Origin of the sequence: Frateuria sp. Soil773 (assembly GCF_001428405.1) — a bacterium.
Taxonomy (GTDB): Bacteria; Pseudomonadota; Gammaproteobacteria; order Xanthomonadales; family Rhodanobacteraceae; genus LMSL01.
This window is the reverse complement of the sequence record NZ_LMSL01000002.1, coordinates 81028-103324: the sequence shown is the minus strand read 5'-3', so window position 1 is coordinate 103324 and position 22297 is coordinate 81028. Positions and strand designations below refer to the sequence as shown.

The window sequence follows — 22297 nt, the reverse complement described above, 5'->3', positions numbered from 1 at the left end:
AGGATCTCCGACGGTGGGGCAGTCGCTCAGCATGCAACCTCGGTCGCCGCCGCGACTGCGCCAGAAGTCATGCCCGGAGGGCCGCCGGCCTTGCGGGAGCCGCTCCGCCTGCGCTCGCGGACAGGATTCCGGCCGCAGCGGTCCCTGCCCGGCAGGGCAGGGGCCGTTTCCGGGGCGCGGGCCGGGGTTCCCCAGCTCAGCGGCCGTAGCGTTGCTGCAGGAAGGCGAAGAACGCGCGCAGGCCCAGCGCCTCGCCGCCGCGCGGGCGTCCCGGGCGGTCGGCGTCGTTCCAGGCGTAGGTGTCCAGGTGCAGCCACGGCGTGCCGTCCGGCACGAAGCGTTCCAGGTACAGTGCGGCGGTGATCGCGCCCGCATGGCGCGAGGGGCCGGCATTGGCGAAGTCGGCGACCGCCGAGTCGAGCAGCTTGCGGTAGGGGCGCCACAGCGGCAGCCGCCACAGCGGGTCGTTCACCGCGCGGCCGGAGGCCAGCACGGCTTCGGCCAGGTCGTCGCGGTTGCCGAACAGCGCCGGCAGGTCCGGGCCGAGCGCGACGCGCGCGGCGCCGGTGAGCGTGGCGAAATCGACCACCAGATCCGGCTGCTGCTCGACGCCGTAGGCGATCGCGTCGCACAGCACCAGCCGCCCCTCGGCGTCTGTGTTGTCGATCTCCACGGTGTGGCCGGCGCGGGTGGTGACGACCTCGCCCGGGCGCATCGCGTTGCCGGCCACCGCGTTCTCCACCGCGGGGATCAGCAGGGTCAGCCGCACCGGAAGCTTCGCGCGCATCACCAGCCCGGCCAGGGCGATCGCATGGGCGGCGCCGCCCATGTCCTTCTTCATGTTGCGCATGCCGTCGGCGGGCTTCAGGTCGAGCCCGCCGGTGTCGAAGCACACGCCCTTGCCGACGATCACCAGCTTCGGGTCGCCGGCCTTGCCCCATGCCAGCTCGACCAGCCGCGGCGCCCGGTGGCTGGCGCGGCCGACCGCGTGGATGGTCGGGAAATTCGCCTTCAGCAGCTCGTCGCCGGCCCATTCGCGCACCTTCGCCCGGTGCTGCTTGCCGAGCTGCTTCACCGCCTCGGCCAGTTGCTTCGGGCCCATGTCCTCGGTGGGCGTGTTGACCAGGTCGCGGACCAGCGCGGTGGCCTCGACCAGCGGCAGCAGCGCCTGCAGCTCGTCGGCCGGCACGGCCAGGCGCGCGGGCGCGCGCCGGGCCTTGCGGTAGCGGGTGAACTGGTAGGCGCCGAGCGCCCAGCCCAGCGCGGCCTGGCGACGGTCGGCGAGCGCGCCTTCGCCGGCGAGGTGGTAGGTGGCCTCGGGCAGGGCCATCGGCAGCGCCGCCAGCGCGGCGAGCGGATCGTGCGGATCGACGCCGGCCAGCACGCGCACCAGCTTGCCGTTCGCGTCGGCGAGCAGGGCGAAGCTGCCCGGCGCCGCCTCGAAGCCGCTGTCGGCCAGCCAGCGGCGTTGCGGCGCGGTCAGCCGCCGCCGGGTGGCGGCGTAGTGCGCGGCGGAGGTGGTCTCGATCGCGATGCTGTGGCGATCGCTGGCCTGGCGTTCGATCAGGGCGGACATGGGGCTCCTTGCGTCGGTGGCGTGGTCCCCGTCAGCGCCGGGGCCTGCGCAGTCGCCCATGATGCGCTCTTTGGCGGCCCGATTCCAAACGCGGGGGCGCGCTGCGGACGCTCAGGCCGCCTGCGCGTCGAGCCAGTCGGCGAGGGCGGCCAGGTCGGGCAGGTCGAGGTCCGGTGGCGCGCCGAGCGCCTCCGGCCAGGATTGGCCGCCGCGGTTGATCCAGGCGGTGCGCAGGCCGGCGGCGCGGGCGCCGAGCACGTCCAGCTCGGGATCGTCGCCGACGTGCAGGATGTGTCCCGGCGGCTCACCGAGCAGGTCGGCGGCGGCGCGGAAGATGCGCGCGTCCGGCTTCGCCGCGCCGGTGTCGCGCGCGCAGACCTGGTAGGCGAAGTGGGCGTGCAGGCCGATCCGCCGCAGGTCGGCGTTGCCGTTGGTGAGGCTGGCCACCGGCCAGCGCGCGGCGATCCGCTCGAGCGCGGGCAGCGCGTCGGGATACAGCTCGACGCGGTTGCGCGCGGCGAAGTAGATCTCCCACAGCGCCTCGACCGGCGCCTCGGCGATGCCGCAGGCGGCGAACGCATGCCGCATCGTGAGATGGCGCTGGGCGGTGAAATCGTGCGCGAGATCGAGCCGCTCGGCGGCGATCTGCGCGCGCAGGGCGCGCATCGCCGGGATCGGCCAGCGTTGCGCCACGTCGGGATGGTGCCGGCGCAGGTAGGCGTCGACGTCGCTGTCGGCGCGTTCCAGGGCCGGCAGCACCGGCCACAGGGTGTCGTCCAGGTCCAGCGTCAGCGCGAGGATCCGCACGCGGCTCAGCGGGCGCTGAGGCGCAGCGTCTGGCCGAGCTTGAGCTGGTCGCCCTTGAGGTTGTTCCAGGCGCGCAGGTCGGCCACGTCCACCGAATGCTTGCGCGCGATCGAGGACAGCGTGTCGCCCTTGGCTACCTTGTAGGTGCCGTCGGCCGTGGCAGCCGGCTTGGCCGGGGCGGCGGCCGCGACGTTCGCGCTGGCGGAGACCTTGGCGAAGTCCTTGCCGTGCGCAGCGGCGGTGTCGACCGTGGTGGCGTCGCCGCGCACGTTCTTCAGGCTGGCCTTTTCCGCCACCGCGGCGGCGGCCTCGGCGGCGGCCTCGGCGGCGGCCTTCTCGTCCTTGGCCTTGTCCAGCGCCCGCTTCGCTTCCAGCGTGCGCTCCGAGGTCGGCGCCACCGCGGCGCGCGACGCGTAGGTGGCGCCCGGGGCGGCGATCGGCGTGGACGGTTCCGGCGCCGCCCTGGCGCCGACCTCGGCGAGGATCTTGGCGCGGCGCGGGCCGTCCAGCGAAACCAGTGCCGCGCCGTCGTCGAACGGCAGCACGGCATGCCGGCGCAGCGCGGCCTTGGCCGGGTCGGTGGACATGAAGTCGATGAATTCCTGCGCCTTCGCCGCGTTCGGGCTGTTCGGGTTGGTCACCAGGTAGAGCGGGGTGAACAGCACGTAGCTGCCGTCGGCGACGTTGGCCACGCTCGGCGCGGTGCCGTTGATCTTGATCAGCTTGACCTTGCCGTTGCCGGACACGCCCGACAGCGTGGTCACGCCCAGGCCCTTGGTATCCAGCGCGATGCCTTCCTCCAGCTTGGAGGTATTGACGTACAGGCGCGGCGCGGCCACCGGCTGGTTGCCGCGGCCGAACAGCAGGCGGCGCAGGCTGTATTCCACGCCGTCGCCCGGGCTGGCCACCGCAACCAGGTCGATCGGCTCGTTGTTGCCGCCGACCTCGCTCCAGTTGGTGATCTTGCCGTAGTAGATGTCGTGCAACTGCTTCAGGGTGAGGTTGCTGACCGGATTGGACGGATTCGCGATCATCACCAGGCCGTCCCAGGCCACCGGGGTGAAGCTGAGGCTGCTGTCGGCGGCGCTGTGGTCGCTGCCGCGCGCGGCGCCGGCGAGGTCGGCGGTGCCCTTGGCGACCGCGTCCAGGCCCGAGGCGGTGTTGAACGATTGCAGCTCGATGCGGCCGTGGCCCGCTTTCTCCCAGACGGCCGCCACGTCGCCGACCACGCCGCGGGCGGTGGTGACGTCGCCGCGCCAGACCAGGGTCGGCCCCTTGGGCGCGGCGGGCGCCTTGGTGCGGTGCTTGGTTTTGGCGAACGCGGACGTGCTGAGGCAGGTGCCGATCAGCGCAACGCAGAGCAGGCGGGCAAGGCGGACGGACATGATGCTGGAAGACCCCGATTCATGGATGGCGTTGGGCGTGCCGCCGATCGGGCGTGCATGCGACTTCTAGTCCCGCATTTCATCGGGCCGGGGGCAAAACATCAAGCACGCGGATGGGTTGGCGTTAAGGAAGTGCCCCGGGTGTGCGCTGCCGCACTGGCGAGGGCGTGCGCGGCGTCACGGATCGGGGCCATCCGCGGCGCCGCGCGCGGCTTCGTTCAGCTTGCTTACTGCACGACCACGTAGTGCGCGCCGTCGTCGTCGGCGACCACCAGCACCAGTTGCCGCGGCCGCGCGCCGGCCAGCGCCTGCAGCTCGCGCAGGCTGGTGACGCGGCGGTTGCCCACCCCGATCACCACGTCGTTCGCCTGCAGCCCGGCCAGCGCGGCGCGGCTGCGGCTGCCCACCGCGCTCACCGCGACGCCGGCGATGCCCTGGCCGCGAAGCTGCTGCGGCAGGTCGCTGAAGCTCACGCCCGCCAGGCGCGGGTCCAGCCGGCCGCCATCGAGCGTGGCGAGTTTCTCCGGGGTCAGCGTGGCGCTCACGCTGCGGGTCTTGCCGTCGCGCAGCACGTCGAGCTTGAGCGTGCTGCCCAGCGGCAGCAGGCCCTCGGCGTTGCGCAGGTCGTCGGCGCTGCGCAGCCGCTTGCCGTCGATCGCGCCGATCACGTCGCCCGGCTGCAGGCCGGCGGCCTCGGCGGCCGAGCCGGTGGCGACCTGGGTCACCACCACGCCGCTGTCGGCTTTCACGCCGAGGATCCGGGCGATCCGCGGGGTGATGTCCTGCGCCTGCACGCCGAGGCTGCCGCGGCGCACCTTGCCGTGGGCGATCAACTGCTGCATCACCTCGCTGGTGATCCGGGTGGGGATGGCGAAGCCGATGCCGACGTTGCCGCCCGACGGCGAGAAGATCATCGTGTTGATGCCGACCAGCTCGCCGCGCAGGTTCACCAGCGCGCCGCCGGAATTGCCGGGGTTGATCGAGGCGTCGGTCTGGATGAAGTTCTGGTAGCCCGAGCCGCCCAGGCCGGAGCGGCCCAGTGCCGAGACGATGCCCGAGGTCACCGTCTGCCCCAGCCCGAACGGGTCGCCTACCGCCACCACGAAATCGCCCACGCGCAGCGTCGACGAATCGGCCAGCGGCAGCGCCTTGAGGCCGGTGGCGGGGATCTGCACCACCGCCACGTCGGTGTCCGGGTCGGTGCCGATCAGCTTGCCCTTCAGGGTGCGGCCGTCCTGCAGGGTCACGCTGATGTCGTCGGCGCCGCCGACCACGTGGTTGTTGGTCAGCACGTAGCCCTTGGCGGCGTCCACGATCACGCCCGAGCCCAGGCTCTGCTCGACGCGCTCGCGCGGGGTGCCGGGCAGGCCGAAGAACTGGCGGAACATCGGGTCGTCGAAGTAGGGGTCGCGTACCCGCACGCGCGTCTTGGTGGAGATGTTCACCACGGCCGGGGTCACCTTTTCCAGCATCGGCGCCAGCGACGGCAGCGGTTGCGCGCCGACCGCCGGCGGCAGCGCCGCGAGGCCCGGAGCCGGCATGGCGCCGACCGTCAGCACGGCCAGCGCCGCGGCGAGCCAGCGCGCGCGCGGCCGCCGCAGGCTGAAAAGGTGGGGTAGCTGTGGCATGGAATCCTCCGAGGAAGGGCGGAAAGGGCGCTCGTTCGACTCGTGCGGCGCCGCCGCAGTTCCGGGCCGATTTTCGCGCCGGAAAGACTTTACATCGACAGGCCCGGGCGGTACCTTGCCTATCCGTTCGCAACCACAACATCTTGTGTGTGCCCGTCGGGCTTCCACCCAAGTGTTGGTATCGGCAGGACATCCCTGGGGGAGGGATGACGCAGTCGGGCAATCACTCGGACGAATTGCCTGGAAAGGGAGCCACGCTCCCGCGCGGTGCAGTCGATGATCGAGGTTGAAGGGCGGTTTCATCGAACAACAAATCGGGGCCGTGAGGCCGGAGGTCAGGAAACCGATGAGCACCGTGCGTGCACCAGCCGTGAGCCGAGACGCCGTGGACATTCCGCTGCAACCCGCGTCGTATGACATCTGGGACAAGAAGTACCGCCTGAAGAACAAGCAGGGCGAGCCGGTCGACGCCAGCGTCGACGGCACCTACCAGCGCGTCGCGCGCGCGCTGTCGGACGTGGAGGCCACGCCGGAGCTGCGCGAGCACTGGAACGAGCGCTTCCTGTGGGCGCTGCGCCGCGGCGCGATCCCGGCCGGCCGCATCACCTCCAATGCCGGCGCGCTGGAGCACAAGCCCGCCACCAGCACGATCAACTGCACCGTCTCGGGCACCATCCGCGACTCCATGGACGACATCCTGGAGAAGGTGCACGAGGCCGGCCTCACCCTGAAGGCCGGCTGCGGCATCGGCTACGAATTCTCCACGCTGCGCCCGCGCGGCGCGTACGTGTCCGGCGCCGGCGCCTACACCAGCGGCCCGCTGTCGTTCATGGACATCTACGACAAGATGTGCTTCACCGTGTCGTCCGCCGGCGGCCGCCGCGGCGCGCAGATGGGCACCTTCGACATCAGCCACCCGGACGCCAAGGAATTCATCCGCGCCAAGCGCGAGGACGGCCGGTTGCGCCAGTTCAACCTGTCGCTGCTGATCACCGACGGCTTCATGCAGGCGGTGGAGCACGACCAGGACTGGCCGCTGGTGTTCCCGATCCACGTGAAGGAGCAGGGTGAGCTGGACCTGGACGACCCCGCCAAGGTGGTCTGGCGCGAGTGGCCCACCCACGAGAACTACGTCGAGCGCGAGGACGGCCTGGTCGCCTGCAAGGTCTACGGCCACATCCGCGCGCGGCACCTGTGGGACATGATCATGGTCTCCACGTACGACTACGCGGAGCCCGGCTTCATCCTGATCGACAAGGTCAACGAGATGAACAACAACTGGTGGTGCGAGCACATCCGCGCCACCAACCCCTGCGGCGAGCAGCCGCTGCCGCCGTACGGCTCGTGCCTGCTCGGCTCGGTCAACCTCACCACCTTCGTGCGCGACCCGTTCGGCCCCAAGGCCCGCTTCGACTGGGACGAGTACCGCGAGGTGGTCAAGGTGTTCACCCGCATGCTCGACAACGTGGTGGAGATCAACGGCCTGCCGCTGCAGCAGCAGCGCGACGAGATCATGGGCAAGCGCCGCCACGGCATGGGCTTCCTGGGCCTGGGCTCCACCCTCACCATGCTCAAGATGCGCTACGGCACCGAGCAGGCGGTGGCCTTCACCGAGGACGTCTCCCGCGAGATGGCGGTGGCCGGCTGGGAGGTCGCGCTCGACCTCGCCAGGGAGAAGGGCCCGGCGCCGATCCTCGCCAAGGAGTTCACGGTCACCGGCGACATGCTGCGCAAGCGCCCGGAAATGGCGAAGGACGGCTACAAGGTCGGCGATGCCATCCCCGGCCGCGTGCTGCATGCCAGGTACAGCCGCTACATGCAGCGCATCGCCACCGTGGCGCCCAACCTGGTCGAGCAGCTCGCCGAGACCGGCGCGCGCTTCACCCACCACAGCTCGATCGCGCCCACCGGCACCATCTCGCTGTCGCTGGCCAACAACGCCTCCAACGGCATCGAGCCGAGCTTCGCCCACCACTACTCGCGCAACGTGATCCGCGAGGGCAAGAAGTCCAAGGAAAAGGTCGAGGTCTACAGCTACGAGCTGCTCGCCTACCGCGCCCTCATCAACGCCAACGCGCTGCCGTTCTCCGACGACCCGGCCGCCAAGCTGCCGGAGTACTTCGTGGCCGCCGACGACATCAGCCCGAAGGAGCACGTGGACATCCAGGCCGCCTCGCAGTTGTGGATCGATTCGTCGATCTCCAAGACCGCCAACGTGCCCACCGACTACCCCTACGAAGACTTCAAGGACATCTACTTCTACGCCTACAAGCAGGGCCTCAAGGGGTGCACCACCTTCCGGTTCAACCCCGCCGCCTTCCAGGGCGTCCTGGTGAAGGAAGCCGACCTTGAAAGCACCCTCTACCGCTTCGAACTGGAAGACGGTAGCGTTATCGAACTGAAGGGCAATGAAGAGGTGGAGTACGACGGCGAAATGCACACCGCCGCCAATCTCTTCGATGCCCTGAAGGAAGGCTACTACGGCAAGTTCTGACACTCGCGTAGCACGCTGACGGCACGTTCAAAAACAAACGTCGGAGGGGAACACCCGCATGTCCATCGATACCGAAGTCGAAGTGAAAGACAGCTCCAAGCCGGCCGCGCCCGAAGCGCCGGCGGCCGCACCGGCGGTGACGCCGGCCGCGCCGAAGAAGGCACCGGCCAGGAAGAAGCCGGCCGCGAAGAAGGCCGCTCCCAAGAAGGCCGCCGCGAAGAAGGCTGCGCCGAAGAAGGCCGCCGCCAAGAAGACGGCCAAGAAGGCCGTGAAGAAGGCCGCTGCCAAGAAGGCCGCGCCGAAGAAGGCGGTGAAGAAGGCGGCCGCCGCCAAGAAGGCGGTGAAGAAGGCCGCCAAGAAGGTTGCCGGCAAGGTGGCGAAGAAGGCTTCCTCCGCCAAGAAGGCGGTGAAGAAGACCGCCGCCAAGGTCGCAAAGAAGGTCAGCAGCAAGAAGACGGCCAAGAAGGCCGCTCCGAAGAAGACAGCCAAGAAGGCTGCCGTGAAGAAGGCCGCTCCCAAGGCGGCCAAGAGGTCCACTGCCAGCAAGAAGGCGAGCGTCAAGGCGGCGAAGAAGCCCGCCGCCAAGAAGGCCGCCCGCAAGAAGTAAGTCGTGAACGCAGCCGGCCCGGCTCGGCCGGGCCGGCTGTCTTTTCTCCGGGAACGTCCACCCGGCCCAGGCCTCTTGACGCGCCGTCATTCCAGCGAAGGCTGGAATCCAGCGCCGCCCAGGCGGCAAGGCCCATCAGACCCACCCAACGCCGCGCGCGCCGACTTATCCGCCAACCAAGACACAGAAGAAGCACACAACCATGGCGATCAAGATCGAAAAGAAGATCAAGGGCTACAACGTCGTCAAGCCCGAGGACAAGGCCGCGCCGGCCGCCGCCGCACCCATCGCGCCCAAAGAGCCGCCGATGGCCGAAGTGATCCAGATGCACGAGAGCGTCGAGCGCCCCGAGCAGCTCGTCGGCTCCACCTTCAAGATCAAGTCGCCGCTGTTCGAGCACGCGCTGTACGTCACCATCAACGACATCGTGCTCAACGCCGGCACCAAGTACGAACAGCGCCGCCCCTTCGAGATCTTCATCAACTCGAAGAACATGGACCACTTCCAGTGGATCGTGGCGCTCACCCGTATCCTCTCGGCCGTGTTCCGCAAGGGCGGCGACGTCACCTTCATCGTCGAGGAGCTGAAGGCCGTGTTCGACCCGCGCGGCGGCTACTTCAAGGCCGGCGGCATCTACATGCCCAGCATCGTCGCCGAGATCGGCGCGGTGATCGAGCAGCACATGAAGAACATCGGGCTGATCCACGACCCGGAGATGGACGAGTCCACCCGCCGCCTGATCGCCGAGAAGCGCGCCGCCTACGAGCAGGCCGGTGCAAAAAAAGGCACTGACGTGACCGCGGCTTCCGCGGGAGCCCATTCAACCGCGGCAGCCTCCACCCCCGAATCCTCCAGCTTCCCGCCGGGCGCCACCCTGTGCGCCAAGTGCAATACCCAGGCGCTGGTGTTGATGGACGGGTGTCAGACGTGCCTCAACTGCGGCTATAGCAAATGCGGGTGATTTCCTCGTAAGTGGACATCGTGGCCGGCGCCCGCAAGGCTTCGGCGAAGAGTCACGAAGTCTCACCCGCGCCGCGTAAGCGCTTTCTTGACCATGATGAAGCCGGCCCTGGTGCCGGCTTCGTTTTGGCTCAACGGGCATGGAGGCTTGTACGCGCGGTTGAGGCACTTGCGTCGATCGCAGTCGCGGCCGAACGCTCCATACCCTGCATCATCCGCCGCAGTTGCGCCAAAGGCCGAGCGCTGGCTGCACGACCTGGTCGCAATACGGCAGGTACTTCGTTTGCCGCACGAGTTGGGCGACCGTGAGCAAGCGCGGGTGGCGCACGATGTTTCCTCACACCTGCAACAGCAGGGTCTGGCGGCGCGATGATCGCCATACCGCGGATGACGGATTCTGGGGCAAGGGTGCAAGGTACCGAAGGCTGGCGTGGTTCCGCGGCATCAGGGCGGCGCGGGCTGCCCTGATGCCGGGTGCCAACGAATTCGTCGCCCCGCCTCAGTCGAACGTGCCGCGATATTCCGGCGATGCATCGGCGCGGGTGTTGAGTTCGAACATGACGCCGCCGGGTGCACGGCAGAAGAAGCGCGATCCGCGTTCGTGGCCGATCACGTCCGTTTCCATCGGCACGCCATCGGCGAGCATCCGTGCATGCAGGGATTCGACGTCTGCGCGCGACGGCAGTTCGAAGCCGACGTGGAAGGTGCGGGGCCATTGGGGGATCTCCGGCTGGACGTCCTCGATGACCACGTCGAAGCCGGGGCGCTTCAGTATCCAGTGGCCCTCGGCCGGTGCGATGGCGAAACCGAGGTAGGTCTCGAAGAAGGCCGCGGTGCGCGCCGGGTCGTGGGAAGGAAAGCTGAGGTGGTTGAGTTTCATGGCGAAAGGCGTGTTGGACATGAGGTTCCCAGGAGCGATGGATCGGGTGATCCGGGTGACTTCATGATGTCGGCAGAGCCTGGCCCCGCGTACTCGCATGCCTTGTCCGCGCGTGGCGGGTGTCGCTGCGGGCTCGAGGCATGCCGCCTTTCGGCTGGGTGCTCCGTTGCTCACATTTCAGCGGTCGCCAATGCCGGATGGCGCGCCGAGGTAGCCAAGGATCGCCGCCAGCACGCGGCGCTCGAGGTGCTGCGCATCGGTCTCGCCGCGTGCGCCGGCGGCGTCCACCAACAGGCGCACCAGCGCGGCGATGTCAGCGGCGGCGGCCTCCGGGTCGGGCTGCGGCGGCAGGTCGGGGCGGGCGAGCGTGCTTCGCAGCAGTCCAAGGTAATTGCTGACGTTCTCGACTTCCTGTTGTACTCCGGGTCGTGTTTCCTCGACATCGATCAGCCGCGCCAGCTCCGGGCGATCGAGTTGGTGGCGCACGGCCGCACCGACCATGTGCGCCAGCGCGGCGCGGCCATCGGGCGCGGCCAGCGCGGTTGCCGCATCGGCGCCCATGCACGCCTTCTCGCGCTGCATCAGCGCAACCAGCAGCGCCTCCTTGCCGGGAAAATACTGGTAGAGCGAACCGATGCTCACGCCGGCGCGTTCGGCGACGAGGTTGGTGTTGAAGGCGTCGATACCCTGGCTTTCGAGGATTTGCGCGGCGGCCTCCAGCATCCAGGCGTAGGTCTCGACTGCGCGCGGCTGTACGGGTTTCTTGCGAGGGCGCAGCGATGGCGATGAGGGTTTCATGCCCGTTGGATTCCAGGGAATGTCGGCGCCGGTTTCATTTCCGCGCGGTTGCACTGTCCGCTGCCACGCGTAGTCCGGTGGCTCAGGGCTATTTGCCCGTGCAGTGCCGGCCGGCGCTTCCAGATACGGCACCGGATCATCGGGCAGGTGCGCAAGATCGCAGGGTCGCCGGCATCGTTGCAGCGCCCAGGCTACCTCTGCAACCGATGGGCGAGCTCGTCGGCGGCCCGGAGGGCATCCTCTTCGGTTTCGAACGTGGCTTCGTCGTCGCCCGTCAGCGGGTGCTCGCCGACCTGGACGAAGACGGTGTATTCGCTGTCGTCGAGTTTCCTGATCCAGGCGATGTAGGGGCCAAGCTCGGTTTGACGGTCGAATCTGAGGGGAGTGCTCATGAGCGGTCGCCTCGTGTGGTCCGGTTTCGCGATGGTGCGCGCCATTCCTGCCGGCTGCAAGACGATGGCCCGGCTACGGCTACGGCTACGGCTACGGCGTCGGAGTGGCGGGAGGAGGCGTACTCGCCTGCGTCGCAGGCGGGCGGGCTTGCCCGGTTTCGTGCCAGCCGGATGCCGGTTCGGTTCCTGTTTCGTACCGTGCACGCCGCGTGAAAAACGAGGCGGTTCGGCTATGCGCGGAGAAGGGGGCGCCGGTGCACCGCGGGTTGTCGCGGTGCACCGGCGTTCTCCCGCTACTGCCGTGCGTTCCTCGGCAGCAGGGTGCGCACGATCAGGAAGGCCAATAGCGGGATGCTGATCGCGTAGATGTACTGCGTCCGCGCCACGCCGATGTTGAACGGGAACCAGATGCCCGGCACGCCGATCGTGTCGAGCAGCTCGGGGCCGAACAGCGTGGTCAGGACCGAGACTAGCGTGACGAGCGCCAGGACGCGCATCGGGCCGCCGCGGACGATGCGCGCGACGATCACGACGAACAGCGCGAGCGAGCCCAGCCGGCTGACGCTTGTCCAGACAGGCAAGTGGGCCAGGGCGCCGACGATGCCGGCGACGCCCAGCGCGACGGCCAGCGCGTCGACGCTTCGCCACGCGGGCAGGCACCAGCGATTCCAGGCCAGCACCCAGGCGGTCATCGTCGGCACCCACATCACCGAGGCCAGCCATGTATAGGTGACCAGGTCTTGCAGGTCGGTCCACGCGACGATCGCGTTGTTGAGTCGCCTGGCCGCCGTAAGCACGAGCGCGATGCAGGCGAACACCAGGAAGCCCTTGCGGCTGCTGCGCGCGCCGTACACGAGCGCCAGGCCGACGAGCGCCAGCATGGCGGCCGGCTCGACCGCATCGAGGATGTAGCCGGCGATGGTCCGCTGCCATTGCGCGCGGTGCAGCGCATCGCTCGCCGGCCGCGGCGACAGGATGGGCGGGGTGTGCATGCCGCCGCCATCCGCGCTGGCGCCGGAGCCGGGCAGCATGTAGGTACGCACGGCCAGCACGCCGCGGGTGCCCGCGACACCGGCGGGAAGGGCGAATTTCAGCGGCCGCGTGCCGACCAGGCGCGGATCGGGGCCGAGCCTGCCCGAGCTGCCCAGCAACTGGCCGTTCCAGTACAGCTCGTAGCCGTCCTCGACCAGGGTCGGCCCGAGGATGTCCCACGACGCGCTTCCGGCCGGCACCGTCACCGTGCGCCGGTACCAGGCGTAGCCGTGGTGGTCGGGATGGCCGTGCGCCATCCATCCGCCCACGTAGTCGGGCAGGCCCACGTCGCCGTCGTGGCTGCCGGGCGGGGCGGTCATGTCGATGGTTTCCCAGGCGCTGTCGTCCGTGCCGGCGGCTGCCCATTGCGGATCGTCGCCGGTATGGAACCGCCAGGGGCCGTCGAGCAGGGTGGATGCGGCGCGCAGCGGCGCCGGGTCGGGTCGGCCGCCGATCGCCAGGTCGACGATCATGAGGATGGCGGTCAGCAGCGTCACGACGACGATGCCGGCCATCAGTCTGCGCTGCGTCGCGTCGGCCGCTGGTGCCGTCGAAGGGGACGATTGGGGCATCATGCAGGGGTCTCGCCGTCGTGAGGTCGATGTCGTCGAGCAGGCTACCACTTAAAATCGTTTAGATGGTAGCTCCTGGATCTGGACCTGAGAATCGAGCCGTACCGCATGTCGCCCGCGCCCCCTCCTGCGATCCCTCGGCCGGTAGCCGCCGTCCGGCTGGACGGCGGGCGCCTGTGCCTGGATTTCGTCAACACCATCCACGACCGCTACGCCGCGGACGCGGAAGACTACGTGCAGGATCCGCAGCGTTTCATCGCGTGGAGCGGGCGCACCGGGGCGCTGCACCCGGACGACGGCGTCCGCGAGCCGCGGACCGCGCAGAAGCGCGCGGCATTGATGCGCGAGGTGGCGGCCCTGCGCGAGCACCTGCATGCGTTGTTCGCCGCGCGGATCGACGGCCAGACGCCGCCCGCAGAGGCGGTGCGCGGCCTCGATCGCTGGCTGCACCGGGCCTGGGCCAGCCAGTCGCTCGGCGCGGACGGGCACATGCATTGGCGTGCCGATGCCCGCGATGCGCTGCTGCCGCTGAAGCGCATCGCGCTCGATGCGCTGGACCTGCTCGGCGATCCGGACGTCTCGCGGCTCCGCCGCTGCGCCAACGTCACCTCCTGCGGGTGGCTGTTCCTCGATACCAGCAAGAACCGCCGCCGCCGCTGGTGCGCGATGGAGACCTGTGGCACCGCCGAGAAGATGCAGCGCTATCGCCGGGGCTGACCGGGGGCGGCCATTCTTGGCGATAGCGGGGGCGCTCTCCGGTTGCTGCCGTCCAGGCAAGCCGTCCGTGGAGGCGCGCGCCGCTCCGCGTGGCGACGACGAAGCGGCGCGCGACCCGTGCGGCCCGAACGCCCGGCAGGCTTCGGATCTTGCCCGCCATCCCGCGCTACGACCCCGGCAACTGCGCATCCAGGAACGCATAGATGTCGGCGAACTCGGCCGCCTCGGCGCCGAGCGAGGCCTGCATGCCGTGGCCGGCGTTGGCGTCGGTGCGGATCCAGACCGGGCGCCCGCTGGTGTCGGCGGCGCGCAGGCGGGCGGCGAACTTGCCGGTCTGCCACGGCGCCATGCGGCTGTCGTTGAGGCCCACGTCCATCATCATCGCCGGGTAGGCGGTGTGCGGCTTGATGGACTGGTAGGGGTCCATCGCCAGGAGCGCGGGGAAGTCCGAAGCCTTGCGCGGATCGCCGAATTCGCCGATCTGGTTCGCGCCGTTGGGCATCTGCAGCATGCGTACCGGGTTGAAGAAGCTGACCAGGGAGACGGCGGCGCCGAACCTGTCGGGGTAATGCGTCACCGCGCCGCCGACCAGCAGGCCGCCGGCGCTGCCCGAGAGCAGCGCCGTGCGCTGCGGCCGGCTGTAGCCCAGCTCGCTCAGGCGCGCCACGCCGGCGACGAAATCCTCCACGCCCTTGTGCTTGTTCGGCCCCTTGCCGGCCAGGTGCCAGGCCTCGCCCTTTTCGCCGCCGCCGCGCACGTGCGCGTAGGCGAACACGTTGCCGTGCTTGACCCACTCCAGCCGCACCGGCTTGAACGAGGGCAGGACGGATATGCCGTAACTGCCGTAGGCGAACAGGATGGCGCGGTGGGAGCCGTCCAGCGCGGCGTCCTTGCGATGCAGGACGGTCAGCGGCACGCGGGTGCCGTCCCGGCTCACCAGCTCGGTCTCGGTCGCCTCGATCATGCTGTAGTCGGCCGGGCTGGCCTCGTCCTGGCCGAGGCTGCGCAGGGCGCGGCCGGCCGCGTCGTAGCGCCAGGACTTCGGCGGCGTGGTCCAGCCGCGCAGTTCGAGCAGGAAGCCGTCCTCGCCGCTGTCGGCGCGGAACAGCGAGGCGGCGCCGGCCAGCGGCATCGGCACGGCCTCGGCCTTGCCGGTGCGGTAGTCGACGCGGCGGATGCCGTCGAGACCGTTGCGGGATACCTTCACGTACAGCGCGTCGCGCGCCGTCGCCACCTGCTGCGTGTCGTACAGGCTGATGCCGGAGACCATCTCGTCGCCCTGCAGCGGCAGGACGGAGCGCGCGTCCCCGATCGACGCGTTCGGGCGCGACAGGTCGAGCGCGAGCACCTGGCCGTCGGAGCGCGCGCGGGTGGAGACCAGGTAGAGCGTGTCGCCGTGGAGGGCGGCCGACTGCACCTTGTCATCCAGGCCGGCGATGCAGCGCCAGTGCACACCGGGCTTCACCGCCTCGGCCTGCGGTGCCACGCAGTAGCGCTTCTCGGCCTGCGCGCCCGAGAACGAGCCCAGGGCCCAGCGCGAGCCGGCGGGGAACTCGATCACCGGGAAACGGTTGGCGGGCACCGGGAACGATGCGCTGGCACCTGCGCCGGTGCCGGCGCGCAGCAGGATCGGGTCCTGGGCGGCGGGCGTGCCGAGCCGGTGCAGGCGCGTGCGCATGCCCAGCAACGGGTCGCCGCCGGCGCGCCGGCCGGGCGGCACCATCTGGGTATAGGCGAAGCCGCCGCCGTCGGGCAGCCACTCGGCGCCGAACTCGCCCCACACCGGCTCGACGGCATCGCCGGTGGGCTTGCCGCTGCGCACGTCGAACACCTCCAGGCGCGTGACCTCGTTGCCGCCATGGTCGATGTTCACCGCCACCTTGCCGCCGTCCGGGGAAGGCGTGAACAGGGTGATCGAGGCGTGGCCGCCTTTGCCGTCGAGCGTGGCCGGATCGAGCAGCGCGCGCTCGGAACCGTCCGCCTCTCTCACCATCAGGGTGCCGTTGCCCTGCGCGGTCTGCCGGATGAAGAACAGCCGGCCGCCGGCATAGTGCTGGGCGCGGTGGACCACGGTGTCGCCGTTGGTCCTGGCGAGCGCCTGCCGCCAGTTCGACAGCGTGGGCAGCGCATCCAGCCGTGCGCGCGTGTACTCGCCCTGCGCGGCGAGCCACTGCTGGAATTCGGCGTTGTGCTCGCCCTCCATCCAGCGGTAGGGGTCGTGCAGCGTCGCGCCGAACACGTGGTCGACCACGTCGGTCGCGCGCGCTTCGGGCGGTGGCGCAGGGTCGCCGGCGAAGGCGGGAAGTGCGGCCAGGGCCAGCATGCAGGCAAGGGCGGCGGCACGCCGGACGAGCGGCTGGCGGTGCGAACGGGGGTGGCGATGCATGGCGGTGTCCTCGAGGGGGAACCAGGCGAGCCTAATCCCCGATTCGCGGCGAGGCACGGCCATCTGCCATGCCATGGCCCGGAGTGCGAACGCTGTCAACGAATTCGCAGGCGGGCATGCGTCGAGGAAGGCGCGACGAGGCGGTCGGGTATGGGATGGGCACCAACGCATCCGCATCCAACGGCGGCGCGGCACTTTTTGCAGGGGCGGCCGGCTGCGTATACCTTGCCCGATCCCCCTCCGCTGGCGCCAGGGGCTGTCGTCGGCGCCGGCGCGATCCTGCGGCCCACCCTTGGAAGCTCGAGGAGACATGCGTGAGGAAACGGTACGTGTTAGGCGCGGCTGCGCTTGCGGTTTTCCAGATATCTGCATCGCCGGCAGCGGAGCCGGCGCGGATCCTCACCAACCACGTGGGCTACGAGCCTGCCGGTCCCAAGCAGGCGGTGATCCAGGGCGGCGCCGGCGACCGCTTCGCGCAGTGCGCGGTGCGCGCCTACCCGGGCGGCGCGGTGGTGTTCCAGGGCAAGGCCGCGCCCGGAATCCGGGTGGCCGACTGGCGCGACTGGCGTTTCTGGACGTTCGACTTCGGCGCCCTGCAGAAGGAAGGGCGCTACACGGTCGAATGCGGCGATGGCCGCCCGGACAGCGAGGGTGTGGTGCGCTCGTTCCCGTTCGCGGTGCGGCAGAACGCGCTGGAGCGGGCCACGCTCTCCAGCGTGCTCGCCTACTTCAAGGCCGAGCGCGCATCGGGCGACATGGACCAGGCGGACCGGCACCTCGCGTTCGAGGGTTCCCCGCGACCACCCATCGATGCGCGCGGCGGCTGGTACGACGCCACCGGCGACTACGGCATCCACCTGTCGCACCTGGATTTCAGCACCTACTTCAACCCGCAGCAGGTGCCCCTGGTGGTGTACAGCCTGGGCCGCAGCTTCGAGCTGCTGGAGGCGCGGCACGACCCGAACTTCGCCCAGATCGAGCGTCGTCTGATCGACGAGATGAGCTACGGCGCCGACTTCCTGGTGCGCATGCACCGGCCGGGCCATTCGTTCTACGAGAGCATCCAGGCGCCGGGGCCCGGCAAGAAGGCGCAGGACCGCCGCATCGCCCATACGATGACCGGCTTCGGCATCAAGGATAGCGCCAAGGACCAGCAGGCCTTCCGGCACGACGGCATCTACGAGTCGGGCTATCGCAGCGGCGGCGGTTTCGCCATCGCCGGCCTGGCCATCGCGGCGCGGCTGGGGGCGGGTGGGGACTTCGACCGCAAGACGTATCTGCAGCATGCCGAGGACGCGTTCGCCTATCTCCAGGCGCACAACCGCGAACTGCTCAACGACGGCGTGGAAAACATCGTCGACGACTACGGCGCGCTGGTCGCCGCCACCGAGCTGCTGCGCGCCACCGGCAAGCCGGTCTATGCGGCCGCGGCCGGGCAGCGTGCGCAAAACCTGATGGAACGGCTGGCTTCCGACGGCGCCTACCGGGACTACTGGCGCGCCGACGGCAAGGACCGGCCGTTCTTCCACCCCTCCGACGCCGGAGCACCGGTGGTGAGCCTGCTGCGCTACCACGCGCTGGCCGATACGCCGATGCAGGCGCGCATCCGCGAGGCGGTGCGGCGCTCGCTGCAGTTCGAGCTGGGCATCACCCGCGAGGTGGCCAACCCGTTCGGCCTGGCGCGCCAGTACGTGCAGAGTCGCAGCAGGGGCCGGTACGGCGCGTTCTTCTTCCCGCACGACACCGAAACCGCGCCGTGGTGGCAGGGCGAGAACGCGCGCCTGGCCTCGCTGGCCGCCGCCGCGCGCCTGGCCGTACCCCTGTTCGGCGACGACCCCGCGTTCCAGCGGCGCTTGCAGGCGTACGCCGCCGACCAGTTGAACTGGATCCTCGGCCTTAATCCCTTCGATGCCAGCATGTTGCAGGGCACGGGGCGCAACAATCCCGAGTACGGCTTCTTCGGTAGCTGGCAGTACACGCAGACGCCGGGCGGCATCGTCAACGGCGTCACCTCGGGGCTGGAGGACGACCGCGGCATCGACTTCAACCTGCCTTACGCACAGACCGGCAAGGATGTGGACTGGCGCTGGGGCGAGCAGTGGCTGCCGCATTCGGCGTGGTACCTGCTGGCGGTGGCCGCCCGCCCAACGTCCGGCGCGGAAGCCGGCAGGAAGTGAGGCGGCCGGATCGGGTCCGGCGACTCGGGTCCGATCCGGATGTGCCAGGTTCGCTTGCCTCATGGCGGCAGGCCGAGTCCGGCCTTCCATGGGATGGGGATGTGCCTGTCGTGCAGTGGTACGACCGGTGGCGAGCGGTATTCGCCCAAGCAGGGGCGCACACCGGCGCCGTGCAGGCCCGGTTCGACGGGGCGTCGGGCCCAAGGGCGCCCTGGAGCCATGCGCAGGCACAGCGGAGATCGGTGTCGACCCTTCGGTATCGATCTTTTCCGGAAAGCCGGCGCATGCCGGCCGGGTCGGACCGGCGTGCCTTGGATCGATCCATTCATCCGGCGAGTCGCACGGGGCGAGTGAAAAACGGACGTCCAGACGTCCGAACGTCCATGAAGAAAAGTAATAAGCAAGCCCTTTGGGTGCCGTGTTTAACGCAATGACAACGGACGACCTCACGGTTTTGCGATCTCAGGCAGAAACCCTACATTTTTGACGTTGACAACGTTGTCATATCGGATCAGCTTCCGGCTGTCCTTGGGGAGCATGCGGGAGACGGGAGGCGGTAGGGATACCGGGGGAGCGCACCGGGAGGGTGCGGGGACGACGACTTTCGGACATGCGAGGGCACGTGCCGGCAACGGCGCGGGAACGCTGCTGTGTGGCGCCATGGTGGCGCCGGCCTGCGCCTGGCGCGGGCAGATACCCGTATCCGAACGGAGAACGCTCATGCATCCGAGATGGAAGATTCCATTGCTGTTCCTGCTCGTCTTCACCCTGACGGGCCTTGCCGGGCATGCCCGCGCCGCGCAGTGCGACGGCGTGGCGGCCTGGACACCGTCGGCGATCTACGCCGCCGGCGACCACATGACCTACAACCAGCGCCTCTACGAGGCCAAGTCGCCGATCTGGAACACGCCTCCCGACTACTGTCCCTCCTGCGGCTGGTACCAGGACCTCGGCAGTTGCAGCGCCAGCGGCAACCAGCCGCCCGCGGTGGCGCTGACCGCGCCCGCGGCAGGCGCGCAGTACGAGCTGGGCGATACCGTGACGGTCAGCGCCGCCGCCAGCGATGCCGACGGCAGCGTGGCCAAGGTCGAGTTCTTCCAGGGCGGCACCTCGCTGGGCGTGGATACCTCGGCGCCCTTCAGCGTGGCATGGACGCCCGCCGCCACCGGCAGCTACACGCTCAAGGCGGTAGCCACCGACGACAAGGGCGCGAGCGCCAGCTCGGCCAGCGTGAGCATCAGCGTCAAGCCCGGCGGCACCGGCGGCGATAGCGTGCCGCCCAGCGTGCCCACCGGCCTGGTCGCCACGCCGCAGGGCAGCTTCAGCGTCGCGCTGAGCTGGAGCGCCTCCACCGACAACGCCGGCGGCAGCGGCGTGGCCGGCTACGACGTATACCGCGACGGCAGCAAGGTCGCCTCGCCCAGCGCGGCCAGCTATACCGACACCGGCCTGAAGCCGGGCACGCAGTACAGCTACACCGTGCGTGCGCGCGACAACGCGGGCAACGCGTCGGCGCAATCCGCGGCGGCGATCGCCACCACCCGCGCCGACGACGGCGGTTCCGACGGCCTGCGCAACGTCGGCTACTTCACCCAGTGGGGCATCTACGGCCGTCACTACAACGTGAAGGACCTCGTCACCAGCGGCTCGGCGGCGTTGCTCACGCACATCAACTACGCCTTCGGCAACGTGCGCAACAACCGCTGCGAAGTGGGCGTGACCCAGCCGTCCGACCCGGATACCGGCGTCGGCGGCGATGCCTACGCCGACTACAGCAAGAGCTTCTCGGCGGCCGAGAGCGTCAGCGGCCAGGGCGATACCTGGGACCAGCCGCTGCGCGGCAACTGGAACCAGCTCAAGGAGCTGAAGGCCAAGTATCCCAAGCTGAAGGTGCTGATCTCGCTGGGCGGCTGGACCTGGTCGCGCGGCTTCGCCAGCGCGGCGCGCCCGGAGAACCGTGCAGCCTTCGTGAAGTCCTGCATCGACGCCTACATCAAGGGCGACCTGCCCGCGACCGACGGCGCGGGCGGCGCGGGCGCGCTGGCCGGCGTGTTCGACGGCATCGACATCGACTGGGAGTACCCGGCGGCCTGCGGCCTGTCCTGCGGCGGCAGCGAGGACACGGCCAACTTCACCGCCCTGCTGGCCGAGTTCCGCCACCAGCTCGACGCGGTGCGCCCGGGCCTGCTGCTGACCATCGCGGCCGGCGCCGGCGTGGACAAGATCCGCGTCACGCAACCGGCGCAATACAAGGACTACGTGGATTTCGTGAACGTGATGACCTACGACTTCCACGGCGGCTGGGAAGCGACCACCAACTTCCACTCGCCGCTGTATGCGCCGCTGGGCGACCCGTCCACCGGCGACGCCAAGCACTACAACACCAACGACGCGATCCGCGCGATGATCGATGCCGGCATGCCGGCGTCCAAGATCAACCTCGGCATCGGCTTCTACGGCCGCGGCTGGACCGGCGTGGGCAACGTCAACAACGGCCTGTTCCAGAGCGGCACCCCGGCGCCGGCCACCTACGAGGCGGGCATCGAGGACTACAAGGTGCTCAAGAACCTCGCCTGGCCGGCCTTCGACGACACCGCCGCCGGCGCCCACTGGATCTACAACGGCAGCACGTTCTGGACGTTCGACGATCCGGCCAACATCCGCCGCAAGACGGACTACATCAAGGCCAACGGCCTGGGCGGCGCGTTCTCCTGGGAGTTCAGCGGGGACGACGCCAACGCCACGCTGCTCAAGGCGATGGCCGACGGGCTGAAGTAGCGCAACCGTGCCGGCGCCTTCCCGCATCCGCGGGGAGGCGCCGGCCCTGCCGAGGTCCATCCGCAAGCCGCTGGCCGATCGCCGTGAAAGTTGGCGGTCCGGTGGCGGCATGGCCGATGGCGAAGGCAAGCGTCGTGTCCACGCGGTGGATGGGACGCCTGTTCCGTGGGAAGTCCGGATGCCCCAGGCGCGCGCTTGCGGCCCGGAAGGGAAGCCAACGCTGACAGGGACGTGATCCACGGCGGCGGGCCGCCGTGCCGTTTGCCCGGCGCGGCGGTCCTGCCGGACCTAGGGAGCGTTGATTCAGGGGACCGGGGAGCCGGGATGCACGACGCGATCCGTCGCGCGCACATCCCGGCACCGCACACATCCAACCGGAGGGAGAACCGTGATGTCGTTGAAGACCAATCCGTTGAGCGCGGCGCTGGCCGCGCTCGGCATCGGCGCGAGGAGAGCCGATGCCGTCTTGCCGCACGTGCCGCCACTGGCGGCCGCGCATCCGCGGCGAAACACGCCGTCGCTGGCGAAGGCGCTGTTTGCCGTGGCCTGCGCCGCGCCGTTCGCCCACGAGGCGATGGCGCACGGCTACGTGAGCGCGCCCGCCAGCCGCGCGTACCTGTGTTCCACCCACGTGAACACCGATTGCGGCGCGATCCAGTGGGAGCCGCAGAGCACCGAGGCGCCGAAGGGCTTTCCCGCCGCCGGCCCGGCCGACGGCCACATCGCCAGCGCCAACGGCGCGTTTCCCGAAATGGACCAGCAGAGCGCCGGCCGCTGGAGCAAGGTCGGCCTGCAGGCCGGCGCCAACACCTTCACCTGGACACTGACCGCGCGCCACGCCACCACCAACTGGCGCTACTACATCACCAAGCCGGGCTGGAACCCGAACGCCCCGCTGACCCGCGACAGCTTCGACCTGGTGCCTTTCTGTACCGTGGACGGCGGCGGCGTGCAGCCGCCCGCCTCGGTATCGCACCAGTGCAACGTGCCTGCGCGGCAGGGCTACCAGATCATCCTGGCGGTGTGGGAGATCGCCGATACGGGCAACGCGTTCTACCACGTGATCGACGCCGATTTCGGCGGCACCACGCCGACACCGACACCGACA

At 69.7% G+C, this 22297-nt stretch carries 17 protein-coding genes; 7 read left to right on the top strand and 10 right to left on the bottom strand.

The annotated features are described in order from the left end of the window. Nucleotides 1-196: 196 nt before the first annotated feature. The 4 genes from ASG87_RS00580 to ASG87_RS00565 all read right to left on the bottom strand — a co-directional run bounded on the left by ASG87_RS00580 (nucleotide 197) and on the right by ASG87_RS00565 (nucleotide 5309). Nucleotides 197-1576 (bottom strand): leucyl aminopeptidase family protein, encoded by a 1380-nt coding sequence (locus tag ASG87_RS00580; protein WP_055999230.1) that lies wholly within the window; start codon nucleotides 1574-1576, stop codon nucleotides 197-199. A 111-nt stretch (nucleotides 1577-1687) separates the two neighbouring features. Continuing rightward, nucleotides 1688-2383 (bottom strand): HAD family hydrolase, encoded by a 696-nt coding sequence (locus ASG87_RS00575; protein WP_055999227.1) that lies wholly within the window; start codon nucleotides 2381-2383, stop codon nucleotides 1688-1690. 5 nt (nucleotides 2384-2388) lie between these two features. After that, nucleotides 2389-3768 carry a substrate-binding domain-containing protein gene (locus ASG87_RS00570; RefSeq protein ID WP_055999224.1) on the bottom strand — a complete coding sequence of 460 codons (1380 nt, stop codon included), beginning with the start codon at nucleotides 3766-3768 and terminating at the stop codon, nucleotides 2389-2391. Nucleotides 3769-3995: 227 nt separating this feature from the next. Continuing rightward, complete coding sequence (locus ASG87_RS00565; protein WP_235499548.1) at nucleotides 3996-5309, bottom strand: Do family serine endopeptidase; 1314 nt, start codon at nucleotides 5307-5309, stop codon at nucleotides 3996-3998. A gap of 433 nt (nucleotides 5310-5742) precedes the next feature. Here ASG87_RS00565 and ASG87_RS00560 point away from each other — a divergent pair, with 433 nt between their 5' ends. Then, complete coding sequence (locus tag ASG87_RS00560; RefSeq protein ID WP_055999219.1) at nucleotides 5743-7890, top strand: adenosylcobalamin-dependent ribonucleoside-diphosphate reductase; 2148 nt, start codon at nucleotides 5743-5745, stop codon at nucleotides 7888-7890. Between the two features lie 27 nt (nucleotides 7891-7917). Here ASG87_RS00560 and ASG87_RS20730 read toward each other — a convergent pair whose 3' ends face one another. Next, the gene (locus tag ASG87_RS20730) at nucleotides 7918-8247 is read right to left on the bottom strand and encodes a hypothetical protein (protein WP_235499530.1); all 330 of its coding nucleotides are present in this window, start codon (nucleotides 8245-8247) and stop codon (nucleotides 7918-7920) included. On the opposite strand from ASG87_RS20730, the gene ASG87_RS20725 reads away from it, so the two are divergent. Beyond that, nucleotides 8231-8497 carry a hypothetical protein gene (locus ASG87_RS20725; protein ID WP_235499529.1) on the top strand — a complete coding sequence of 89 codons (267 nt, stop codon included), beginning with the start codon at nucleotides 8231-8233 and terminating at the stop codon, nucleotides 8495-8497. The genes ASG87_RS20730 and ASG87_RS20725 overlap by 17 nt on opposite strands. 202 nt (nucleotides 8498-8699) lie before the next feature. Next, nucleotides 8700-9458 carry an NrdJb gene (locus tag ASG87_RS00550; RefSeq protein WP_055999215.1) on the top strand — a complete coding sequence of 253 codons (759 nt, stop codon included), beginning with the start codon at nucleotides 8700-8702 and terminating at the stop codon, nucleotides 9456-9458. 498 nt (nucleotides 9459-9956) lie between these two features. Here the strand turns inward: ASG87_RS00550 and ASG87_RS00545 are convergent, their stop codons facing one another. From ASG87_RS00545 to ASG87_RS00530, 4 genes are all read right to left on the bottom strand, one after another. Further along, nucleotides 9957-10358 carry a VOC family protein gene (locus ASG87_RS00545; protein WP_200948956.1) on the bottom strand — a complete coding sequence of 134 codons (402 nt, stop codon included), beginning with the start codon at nucleotides 10356-10358 and terminating at the stop codon, nucleotides 9957-9959. 156 nt (nucleotides 10359-10514) lie between these two features. Continuing rightward, a complete protein-coding gene (locus ASG87_RS00540) occupies nucleotides 10515-11267 on the bottom strand; it encodes a TetR/AcrR family transcriptional regulator (protein WP_200948954.1) in 753 nt (250 codons plus the stop codon). Between the two features lie 59 nt (nucleotides 11268-11326). Then, nucleotides 11327-11527: a hypothetical protein gene (locus ASG87_RS00535; RefSeq protein WP_157510809.1), complete on the bottom strand. Its 201-nt coding sequence runs from the start codon at nucleotides 11525-11527 to the stop codon at nucleotides 11327-11329. Between the two features lie 293 nt (nucleotides 11528-11820). Further along, on the bottom strand, nucleotides 11821-13074 hold the full coding sequence (locus tag ASG87_RS00530) for a glycoside hydrolase family 2 (protein WP_235499528.1): 1254 nt from the start codon (nucleotides 13072-13074) through the stop codon (nucleotides 11821-11823). 165 nt (nucleotides 13075-13239) lie between these two features. Between ASG87_RS00530 and ASG87_RS00525 the strand changes: the two genes are divergently transcribed. Continuing rightward, nucleotides 13240-13848, top strand: coding sequence for an ABATE domain-containing protein (locus ASG87_RS00525; protein ID WP_055999203.1), 609 nt, complete (start codon nucleotides 13240-13242; stop codon nucleotides 13846-13848). A 166-nt stretch (nucleotides 13849-14014) separates the two neighbouring features. Here ASG87_RS00525 and ASG87_RS00520 read toward each other — a convergent pair whose 3' ends face one another. Then, nucleotides 14015-16234 carry a prolyl oligopeptidase family serine peptidase gene (locus tag ASG87_RS00520; RefSeq protein ID WP_162258284.1) on the bottom strand — a complete coding sequence of 740 codons (2220 nt, stop codon included), beginning with the start codon at nucleotides 16232-16234 and terminating at the stop codon, nucleotides 14015-14017. A 329-nt stretch (nucleotides 16235-16563) separates the two neighbouring features. Between ASG87_RS00520 and ASG87_RS00515 the strand changes: the two genes are divergently transcribed. From ASG87_RS00515 to ASG87_RS19025, 3 genes are all read left to right on the top strand, one after another. Then, entirely contained in the window at nucleotides 16564-18411 is a 1848-nt protein-coding gene (locus ASG87_RS00515) for a glycoside hydrolase family 9 protein (protein WP_055999197.1), read from the top strand. Nucleotides 18412-19131: 720 nt separating this feature from the next. Further along, a complete protein-coding gene (locus tag ASG87_RS00510; protein ID WP_055999194.1) occupies nucleotides 19132-21189 on the top strand; it encodes a glycosyl hydrolase family 18 protein in 2058 nt (685 codons plus the stop codon). A gap of 391 nt (nucleotides 21190-21580) precedes the next feature. Continuing rightward, a partial coding sequence (locus ASG87_RS19025; RefSeq protein ID WP_200948952.1) for a lytic polysaccharide monooxygenase occupies nucleotides 21581-22297 on the top strand: 717 nt, incomplete at its 3' end.